Origin of the sequence: Comamonas jiangduensis (genome assembly GCF_030162955.1) — a bacterium.
Classification (GTDB): domain Bacteria; phylum Pseudomonadota; class Gammaproteobacteria; order Burkholderiales; family Burkholderiaceae_C; genus Comamonas; species Comamonas jiangduensis.
The window spans coordinates 73946-83594 of record NZ_JARXOV010000021.1 but is presented as its reverse complement, the minus strand read 5'-3'; the positions used below and the strand labels follow the sequence as shown (position 1 = coordinate 83594).

The following is a 9649-nucleotide window of genomic DNA, read 5'->3' as shown; positions in this document are numbered from 1 at the left end:
TTCCTTCCCATCCCGAACAGGACCGTGAAACGACTTAGCGCCGATGATAGTGCGGGCTCCCGTGTGAAAGTAGGTCATCGTCAGGCTCTTGCAGTGACAAACCCCTGATCTCCGCAAGAGACAGGGGTTTTGTTTTATGGGCGCTAGAAAGCCGAAAGACAAAAAATAAGAGCGCACTGCGTGCGCTCTTATTGAAGCTGAGGGCTGAACCTCGTTGAAATCCAAGTACAAGGAGCGCCAAGCGCTCCTTTTTTATTTTTTCTCTTCGGGTGCATGAATTGCATCGGCGCCATGCTTTTCTCCGCCCATGTCCACTTGATCGCCAAATTGCATGATCATGTAGAGAGAAATTGCGGCAAAAATAACAAACCCTACAGCGATTTTCCACATTTCAGTCTCCTTCTCGTTGTTGATGTGCAGGGGCGTTAATAAAAAAAGCCTCAATTCTTACGAATTGAGGCTTAAACCTTGGAGCAGCCCCTGCCGACATTACACCAAGCAGGGATTGCAGTGAGCTTACGCTCGATCGATCAGAAAAGGTGACGGATGCCAACGCCGAAAGAGCGCAGTTTTTCCTTTTCGGTGGGAATGACTCCAGTGTCAAACACTTCGACGATGCCGCCAGTTGTGCCATTCACGTTGTTGATATTGGTGTACAGAGCGTACACCTTGGTGCGCTTGCTCAAGTTGTAGTTGTAAGCCAGTGTCCATTGAGTTGCCGCAGTATTGTCCAGCTTAACGCCATTTGCTTTGAGCTTGTCTGCACGACCAATGTTGGCATGGAACTCAGAAGCGCCCATTGTGTACATGGCTGCCAGACGATAAGCATTGCGCTTCACCTTGTCTGCATCCCACTTCAGCTCTTGACGTTGGTAGTAAGCACCCAGAGTAAGATCGCCGATAGCGTAAGAAGCACGCAGTGCGAATTGCTGAGCGGAGCCTTGTTCTGTGCCAATGATGTCACGCGCCTTTTCTTTAGAGTAACCCAAGCCAAGACCCAAGGGGCCGTTGGCATAGTTAACGCCTAAATCCCAAGCACCACGGTTTTCAACGGTGGCAGGGTCGTCGATTGCAGTCTTTTCGCCGAAGGAGTACTGAACTTCAGCATCAAAGCCTGCGATGTTTGGCGTGCGGTAGGCCAACTTGTTGCCATTGGAACCGGAAACGGTATGGTTGCCAAGGTACAGTGCATCGGCAGAAATGCCTGTATCGTGGTTGTGCATGCTGATGGTGTCAGCAGTCACAGTGTAGGAGTAGGGGTCATATGCACCTAGGCGGAGCATACCGAAGTTGCCGGACAGATTGATTTCGCTGTTGCGTTTGAAATTGAATTGACCATTCTTGCCTGAACCTGCGCCATCATCAGAATTGAAGTTGCCTTCCAGTACAAAACCAGCCTTCAAGCCATTGCCCAGATCTTCCACGCCACGGAAACCGATGAAAGAACTGTTGGTATTCATCTCGGTGACGCGGTCATTACCAATCTTGGTATTTTCAATGGTCGTGTTCACGCGACCATATACATTTACGCTGCTTTGAGCCAGGGCTGCAGAAGTGCCGCAAGCCGCCAACACAGCCAGCATTACGCGAGTTGTCTTTGTCATATTGTTTCCTAGGTGGGTTTGTGAGTAGCCAGTGATTTTGGTCTTAGACACATTCTCAAAGGGCTGAATAAATTCTAGGTTTTAGTAGGCAGAGAGAGTGGTTTTGGATGAAGTTTTGATGACAAATGATGCGTTGCAGCAACATCGTTTGTTGGTTTGCTTCATTTCGGTTCAGTTCTAAATGAAACGCCCCGCAAAAGGGCGGGGCGCACCGAAATGGTGATGGCAAATTAATCGCGAGATTTAGTCATCTGCGTAGATATCCACATCCTTGGTTTCACGCAGGAACAAGGTGCCAATCACGGCAGTCACGCCGGCGATGACGATGGGGTACCACAGGCCGTTGTACATGTTGCCGGTTTGCGCCACGATGGCAAACGACATGGTGGGCAGCAGGCCGCCGAACCAGCCATTACCGATGTGGTAGGGCAAGCTCATCGAGGTGTAGCGGATGCGGGTGGGGAACATTTCCACCAAGATGGCAGCGATGGGGCCGTACACCATGGTGACCAGCAAGACCAGGTAGAACAAGATCAAGATCATCATGAGCTTGTTCATCTTGGCGGGATCGGCCTTGTCTGGGTAGCCGTCTTGCTTCAATGTTTCAGCCAAGCCCTTGTTGAATTCGGCGGCTTTGGTTTTCGCGTCATCGGCGCTCAGACCCACGGAGCTGTAGCTGGCAACGGTGTGCGAGCCGATCTTCACGACGGCAGGGGTGCCTGCAGGTGCAACTTCGGTGTCATAGCTCACGGAACGGTTGGCCAGGGCTTGCTTGGCGATATCGCAGGAGCTGGTGAACTTGGCAGTGCCTGTAGGGTTGAACTGGAAGGAGCATTCTGCAGGGTCGGCCACGATCACGACCTTGGCGTTGGCTTGTGCGGCAGCCAAGTCAGGGTTGGCGGCAACGGTCAGCGCCTTGAAGACGGGGAAGTAGGTGAATACGGCCAGTGCGCAACCCAGCATGATGATGGGCTTGCGGCCGATCTTGTCGGACAGCGAGCCAAAGATCACGAAGAAAGGCGTGCCCAGCAGCAAAGCGGCGGCAATCATCAGGTTGGCGGTAACGGCATCAACTTTCAGCTGCTGTGTCAGGAAGAACAGCGCATAGAACTGGCCGGTGTACCAGACCACCGCTTGGCCTGCAGTCAGGCCCAACAAAGCCAGCAGCACGATTTTCAAGTTTTTCCACTGACCGAAGGATTCGGTCAAAGGTGCCTTGGAGGTCTTGCCTTCTGCTTTCATTTTCTGGAAGGCAGGAGACTCATGCAGCGTCATGCGGATCCACACCGACACGGCCAGCAGCAAGATGGAGACCAAGAAAGGAATACGCCAGCCCCAGTCGACGAATTTTTCTTCGCCCAGCGTAGTGCGTACACCCAGAATCACCAGCAGCGACAGGAACAGGCCGAGTGTGGCAGTGGTTTGAATCCACGAGGTGTAAGCACCGCGCTTGCCGTGGGGCGCGTGTTCCGCCACATAAGTGGCAGCACCACCGTATTCGCCGCCCAGTGCCAAGCCTTGCAGCATGCGCAGCACCATCAAGATGATGGGCGCTGCGACACCAATCGTGGCGTAGTTGGGCAAGATGCCCACGATGAAGGTGGAGACACCCATCAGCAAGATGGTGACCAAGAAGGTGTACTTGCGGCCAATCATGTCGCCCAGGCGGCCGAACACCAGCGCGCCGAAGGGGCGAACGATAAAGCCTGCTGCAAATGCCAGCAGCGCAAAGATGAAGGCCGAGCCTGCATCCAAACCGCTGAAGAATTGCTTGGCGATGATGGCGGCGAGTGAGCCGTAGAGGTAGAAGTCATACCACTCGAAAACGGTTCCGAGGGATGAGGCAAAGATCACTTTGCGCTCTTCTGGCGTCATGGGGCGAGGGGCTACGCCTTTCGCGCCGACGCCGTTTGCAGCGTTGATGGCCATGTGTTGTCTCCTGAATGTGTTGTATGAGCCGCTTTGGACGGGCAAGCACATTCTTGGAGTCGGTACTGACCCGCTTCTGACGTCAATCCAACGCTAACTTGCGCCAAACTTGCGCGTATCTGACGAATTGAGGTCTAACCCGCACGTGGTTTTTCGTGATGTGAGATGGCGTGAAAGTGCCTAGAAGCAAGTGCTGAATCTGGAATCAGGCTAAACCCGTGAAACGCTGTTGGCGTTTTCCCATGCCCCGGAGGCGAACCATGGGTGCCCATCCAGAAAATCGCGCAGCATGGGTAGGCTGTCGAGGCCCCAGAAAACCTGGCCTGCGACCTCGAATGCGGGCACGCCAAAAATATCCTGGGCGCTGGCGGCTTCGGTATTGCTGCGCAGCCATTGTTTGGCTTGATCGGCGATGTCTGGTGCAGGGTTCATTTGCGCTGCCAGCGTGGTTTGCAGCGCTTGCACGCGTGCAGGATCGAGTGCGTCGCCACCGCCTTCCCAGACGTGGCGAAAGACGGTTTCCGCCACATAGCGGTTGATGCTGCCATCTTCGCTGGTGTGCAGCGCCAGGCGCAAAAGCGGCAAGGGGTTGAAGGGGTGGCTGGCGGGCGTTTGCAGCGGCACGCCCAGGTGCTGGCCCAGCCACTCGGTGTGGCGGTACGTCCACAGGCGTTTGGCGGGGGTCTCCATTGGGCCGGGGTTGTTGCTGTGTCGCAGCAAGGCAGCCAGCAGCACCGGGCGATAGGTGACGTGCACGTTCAGGCCTTGCAGCGTTTGGGGCAGTTGCTGGAAAGCCAGCCACGCGTAGGGAGACACAAAATCCAAATGCATGGTGATGTAGTGCATGGCGTGGGCTTTCTGGAGAAAGTGGGGGTGAAGTTTAAAAAAAGAGCTGCTAGCGCTTATCTTTCAATGATTTCAAAGTGTTTGGCATCTGAAACAACGGCTAGATAAGCGCTAGCAGCTCCTTTTTTTAGGGCAAAGAGACGTGGTCTGTGGATACGGCAGGCGCAGTGTCTGCGCGGGTTGTGCAAGCACTGCGTTGCTGAATATGCCCCCAAATTGCGCGTTTGGCATCGGCGTCGGAGGCACCCCAGGCGCGCAACTCATCCAGCGTGCGCAGGCAGCCAATGCAGTACTGGCGCTGCGCATCCATGCGGCATACGTTGACACAGGGGGAGGGGGGCGGCTCGTTCGCATCGGGGCGCAGCAAGCCTTGGGCTGCAACGGTCTGCAGCTTGTGCAGCAGCGCTGGGGGGGCCGCAGGAATCAGGTGGGGTGCTGTCATGTCAGTACGGCCTCTTGCGCCGCTTCGGCGATATCGACCACGGGGGCTTGGGTCAGCGCTTGCAGCTGGGCCAGATTCAGGGCAAACACCGCATGCGGGTGGCCAGCCGCTGCCCACAGCACGTCAAAGCGTTGCAAGCTGCGGTCGATCAGCACCAGGGGTGGATGAGCGTGCGCCACCGGGCTGACGCCGCCAATCGAAAACCCGGTGTGGGCTTTCACAAACTCCGCGTCGGCCCTGCCAATTTTGCCCGCCAAGGCGGCGACCTTTTTTTCGTCCACGCGGCGGTCTCCTGCGGCCACCACCAGCACATGCGTGCCTTCGGGCTTGCGCTTGAAGATTACGCTTTTGGCCACTTGGCCGACAAGAATGCCGAGCTGGTCAGCCGCTTCTTGCGCGGTGCGCGCAGCGCCGTCCAGCATGCGTGGTGCATGTGGGTGGCCCGCGTCTTGCAGAAAGCGCGCGACACGCTGCACCGCTTCAGGCAAGGCATGCAATTGAGAGCCGCACATTTACACGGCCTCACACACGGCAGCGCTGTCACGTTTGGCCAGCAAGGCCTTGGCCACGCGGGACTGGGTGGGGCGCCCCAACGCCTGGCTGATGAACGCGCCGGCATCCACCAGCTTGTCCAGATCCAGGCCGGTTTCAATGCCCATGCCATGCAGCATGTAGACCACGTCTTCGGTGGCCACATTGCCCGTAGCGCCCTTGGCATACGGGCAGCCGCCCAGGCCAGCCACCGACGTATCAAACTGCCACACGCCCATGGCCAGCGCCGCCAGCGTATTGGCCACGGCTTGGCCGTAGGTGTCGTGGAAGTGGCCCGAGACATCGTTGATGTCAAAGTGCTGCAGCGTGGCCTCCAGCGCTTTGCGCACCTTGATGGGCGTGCCCACGCCAATCGTGTCGGCCACGCCAATGTGCTGCACGCCAATGTCTTTCATCAGCTTGGCCAGGTAACCCACTTGGCTTGGGGCCACATCGCCTTCGTAGGGGCAGCCCACGGTGCAGCTCATGGCGCCGCGCACATAGATGCCTGCGGCGCGGGCGGCTTCCACCACGGGGGCAAAGCGTTCAATGCTTTCGGCGATGGAGCAGTTGATGTTTTTCTGGCTAAATGCCTCGCTGGCCGCACCAAACACCACGATCTCATCGGGCTGCGTCAGCACAGCGGCTTCGTAGCCTTTCATATTGGGCGTCAGCACGGAATAGCGCACGTCTGCGCGGCGCTCAATACCGGCCATGACCTCGGCGTTGTCAGCCATTTGCGGCACCCACTTGGGGCTGACAAAGCTGGTGACCTCAATCTCTTTGCTGCCCGCGGCCTGCAGGCGGTGAATCAGCTCAATTTTGACGGCAGCCGGTACGGGCTGCTTTTCGTTTTGCAGACCATCGCGGGGGCCCACTTCAACCAGTTTGACGCGGGTGGGGTAGGACATGTTGTGCTCCTTGGAATAGGTGGAATTTAGTAGCCACGTTGCGGATTGACCATGCCTTGCACGGGCTCGCCCCGGCTCATGGCGGCCACTTTGCCGACGATTTGGGCAATGCTTTCCTCGCGCAGGGTGCGGGCCGAGGTGTGCGGCGTCAGGGTGATGGAGGGCACAGCCCAGAAGGGGTGGTCAGCGGGCAGAGGCTCTTGGCGGAACACATCCAGCATGGCGCCAGCCACATGCCCTTGCGCGATCAGGGCGATCAGGTCTTCGTCCACTAGGTGCGCGCCGCGCGCGACGTTGATGACGTAAGCGCCGGGTAGCAATTGCTGCAGGGTGGCACGGTTGATGATGTTCTCGGTCTCGGGCGTCAGCGGCAGCAGGTTGACCAGGATGCGCGTGCCGCGCAGAAATTCGCCAAAGCCTGCTTCGCCGCTGAAGGTCTGCACGCCGTCGATGTGCTTGGCGCTGCGGCTCCAGCCGCGCACAGGAAACTCGAACACGCCCAGCGCCTTGGCCACGCGTTCGCCCAGCACGCCCAGGCCCATCACGCCTACGGGGAAGTCGGCACGCAGCTGGGGCTTGCGGAACTTCCACTGCCCTTGGCGCATATCGGCTTCGTAGGCATCGAGTTCGCGGAAGTGGCGAATCACCGCTTGCGTCACGTATTCGGCCATCTGCACGGACATGCCGGCGTCGTCCAGGCGCACCACCTGGGCCTGCGGGGGGAGCTTCAGCTTGAGCAGGGCATCCACCCCCGCGCCGATGTTGAACAGCGCTTTGAGCGCGGGTTGCTCATCCAGGAACTGCTGGGGCGGTGCCCAGACCACGGCGTAGTCCGCCTGGGGCGCGCCGGGCGCCCACACACTGATGTCTGCGCCGGGCAAGGCCGCGCGCAATCCGTCCAACCAAGGTTCGGGCTTGGTGCCCGTGCAGCAAAAAGTGACTCTCATGGATGGCGAGGGTAACGGCTGGCTGTGTGGCTGTCTGTCATGTGGGCATGGCGCTCTTGAAAAAGAGAGCTGCTTGCGCAGGTCCATCCAGCAATTGCCAAGGTTTTGTATTTGAAGATGGCTTACATGCTGCGCCAGAAGCTCTCATTTTTGACCCATCCGATTGGGTAATCCCCCTGGGGTGCTCACTTCGCTAGCGCCATGCGGGGTCAGCGCGATGGTGCCAGCTTGGCGGGATGGCACGCATGGTGCGGGCCATGGTAAGGGGGCGCGACAGGGAACGCCATGCGTCCCTACCTTGAACGTGCCACCGTGCACCTGGGGGCAGGATGCACGCTGGCCGCGCTGCAAGCCCAACCCCTGCGGTGTGCCCCCTGGCGTTGCATGGCGTTTACGCGGCCTCGGTGGCTGCAATGCGGATCAGCTCCGCCCCTTCGGTCACCTGGTCGCCGGGCGCGTACAGCAGCTCTTGCACTACACCATCGGCCGGGGCGGCGATGGTGTGCTCCATCTTCATGGCCTCCATCACCGCCAGCGGCTGGCCCTGGGTGACCACATCGCCCGCCTTCACGGCAAACGACACCACCTTGCCGGGCATGGGCGCGGTCAGGCGGCCGCCTTCGCGGTGGCCCTCGCCCGCATGCGCCAGCGGGTCGGGCAGCTCCAGCACGGCCGCGCCCTGGGGCGTGAAGATGTGGCGCACCTCGCCCTGCACATGCACCTGGGCGGTGCTGCGCAGGCCGGCAAACTGCACCAGCAGGCCGTCGCCCTGGGGCTGCCAGTCCAGGCGGCCCGTGGTGTCCCCCACCTGCAGCTGCAGCTGGCCGTCGTGGGCCGTGGTCAGGCTGGCGGCAACGGGCGTGCCGCCCTGCAGCAGCTGCAGCGGGCGGCGTGGGCTGCCGTGGCTGTGCCAGCCGTCGCGGCGGCTGAAGGGGTCGGCCGTCTGCAGCGCCTGTTCGGCCTGCAGCAGCTGGGCCACGGCGGCGGCCATGGCCAGGGCGGTGGGCACGGGCTGCTGGTCGAACAGCGCGGCCTTCTCGCGCTCGATCAGGGCGGTGTCCAGCTGGGCGCCGACAAAGGCGGTGCTGCGCACCACATGGCGCAGGAACTGCACGTTGGTGGCCAGGCCGACGATCTGCGTCTGCGCCAGGGCCGCATCCAGCCGCGCCAGGGCCTGGGCGCGCGTGTCGCCGCGCACGATCAGCTTGGCGATCATGCTGTCGTAGAAGGGGCTGATGGCATCGCCCTCGCGCACGCCGTCGTCCACGCGCACATCGCTGATGGCAAAACTGCTGCACGCCGGCTTGCGATAGACCTGCAGCGTGCCGGTGGCGGGCAGAAAGCCGTTGTCGGGGTTCTCGGCGCAGATGCGGGCCTCGATGGCGTGGCCGATGATCTGCAGCTGATCTTGGCGCTTGGGCAGGGGCTGGCCGGCGGCCACGCGCAGCTGCCATTCCACCAGGTCTTCGCCGGTGATGGCTTCGGTCACGGGGTGTTCCACCTGCAGGCGGGTGTTCATCTCCATGAAGTAGAACTGCATGGCGTCCGGCGCGTCGTAGCCGCCGGGCTGCTCGACGATGAATTCCACCGTGCCTGCGCCCACGTAATTCACCGCTTTGGCAGCGGCCACGGCGGCCGCACCCATCTTCTGGCGCAGGGCCTCGGTCATGCCGGGGGCGGGAGCTTCTTCCAGCACCTTCTGGTGGCGGCGCTGCACGGAGCAGTCGCGCTCAAACAGGTAGACGCAGTTGCCCTGGGTGTCGCCAAACACCTGGATCTCGATGTGGCGTGGGCGCAGCACGTATTTTTCGACCAGCACGGCGTCGTTGCCGAAGCTGTTGATGGCCTCGCGCTGGCAGCTGGCCAGGGCGGCGGCAAAGTCCTCGCGCTGCTCGACCAGGCGCATGCCCTTGCCACCACCGCCGGCGCTGGCCTTGATCAGCACCGGGTAGCCAATGCGGTCGGCCTCGCGCTGCAGCAATTCGGGGTTCTGGTCGGCACCGTGGTAGCCGGGCACCAGGGGCACGCCGGCCTTTTCCATCAGCTGCTTGGACTCGGCCTTCAGGCCCATGGCGCGGATGGCGCTGGCGGGCGGGCCGATGAACACCAGACCGGCGGCCTGGCACGCCTGGGCAAAGTCTTCGTTCTCGCTCAGAAAACCATAGCCGGGGTGGATGGCCTGTGCGCCCGTGGCCTGGGCGGCTTGCAGGATGCGCTCCCAGCGCAGGTAGCTGTCCTTGGGTGCGCTGCCGCCGATGTGCACGGCCTCGTCGCAGGCGGCCACATGCTTGGCCTGGGCGTCGGCGTCGGAATACACGGCCACGGTCTGGATGCCCAGGCGGCGGGCGGTGGCGGCCACGCGGCAGGCGATTTCGCCGCGGTTGGCAATCAAAATTTTGGTGAACATGCCTTGTCTCCGTTTGAAGTGTTTTGAGGCTC

The 9649-nt window shown here is 60.5% G+C and carries 9 protein-coding genes and 1 rRNA gene; 1 reads left to right on the top strand and 9 read right to left on the bottom strand.

Going from position 1 to position 9649, the window contains the following annotated elements; genetic code table 11:
• Nucleotides 1-86, top strand: a 5S ribosomal RNA gene (rrf, locus tag QEP12_RS17070); the annotation flags it as partial.
• A gap of 166 nt (nucleotides 87-252) precedes the next feature.
• On the opposite strand, the gene QEP12_RS15195 is transcribed toward rrf, so the two are convergent.
• From QEP12_RS15195 to QEP12_RS15155, 9 genes are all read right to left on the bottom strand, one after another.
• Nucleotides 253-390 carry a hypothetical protein gene (locus tag QEP12_RS15195; protein WP_174862279.1) on the bottom strand — a complete coding sequence of 46 codons (138 nt, stop codon included), beginning with the start codon at nucleotides 388-390 and terminating at the stop codon, nucleotides 253-255.
• 140 nt (nucleotides 391-530) lie between these two features.
• Entirely contained in the window at nucleotides 531-1604 is a 1074-nt protein-coding gene (locus tag QEP12_RS15190) for a porin (protein WP_174862280.1), read from the bottom strand.
• A 243-nt stretch (nucleotides 1605-1847) separates the two neighbouring features.
• The gene (locus QEP12_RS15185) at nucleotides 1848-3533 is read right to left on the bottom strand and encodes an MFS transporter (RefSeq protein ID WP_284214771.1); all 1686 of its coding nucleotides are present in this window, start codon (nucleotides 3531-3533) and stop codon (nucleotides 1848-1850) included.
• Nucleotides 3534-3743: 210 nt separating this feature from the next.
• Nucleotides 3744-4379: a 2-hydroxychromene-2-carboxylate isomerase gene (locus tag QEP12_RS15180; RefSeq protein ID WP_174862281.1), complete on the bottom strand. Its 636-nt coding sequence runs from the start codon at nucleotides 4377-4379 to the stop codon at nucleotides 3744-3746.
• 127 nt (nucleotides 4380-4506) lie between these two features.
• Nucleotides 4507-4821 (bottom strand): DUF1289 domain-containing protein, encoded by a 315-nt coding sequence (locus QEP12_RS15175; RefSeq protein WP_174862282.1) that lies wholly within the window; start codon nucleotides 4819-4821, stop codon nucleotides 4507-4509.
• Nucleotides 4818-5333, bottom strand: a complete 516-nt coding sequence (locus QEP12_RS15170) for a YbaK/EbsC family protein (protein WP_174862283.1) — start codon at nucleotides 5331-5333, stop codon at nucleotides 4818-4820. The genes QEP12_RS15175 and QEP12_RS15170 overlap by 4 nt, the downstream gene beginning before the upstream one ends.
• A complete protein-coding gene (locus tag QEP12_RS15165; RefSeq protein WP_219163634.1) occupies nucleotides 5334-6263 on the bottom strand; it encodes a hydroxymethylglutaryl-CoA lyase in 930 nt (309 codons plus the stop codon).
• Between the two features lie 26 nt (nucleotides 6264-6289).
• The gene (locus tag QEP12_RS15160; RefSeq protein WP_174862284.1) at nucleotides 6290-7210 is read right to left on the bottom strand and encodes a 2-hydroxyacid dehydrogenase; all 921 of its coding nucleotides are present in this window, start codon (nucleotides 7208-7210) and stop codon (nucleotides 6290-6292) included.
• Nucleotides 7211-7601: 391 nt separating this feature from the next.
• A complete protein-coding gene (locus QEP12_RS15155; protein ID WP_284214770.1) occupies nucleotides 7602-9617 on the bottom strand; it encodes an acetyl-CoA carboxylase biotin carboxylase subunit in 2016 nt (671 codons plus the stop codon).
• Between the last annotated feature and the right edge of the window lie 32 nt (nucleotides 9618-9649).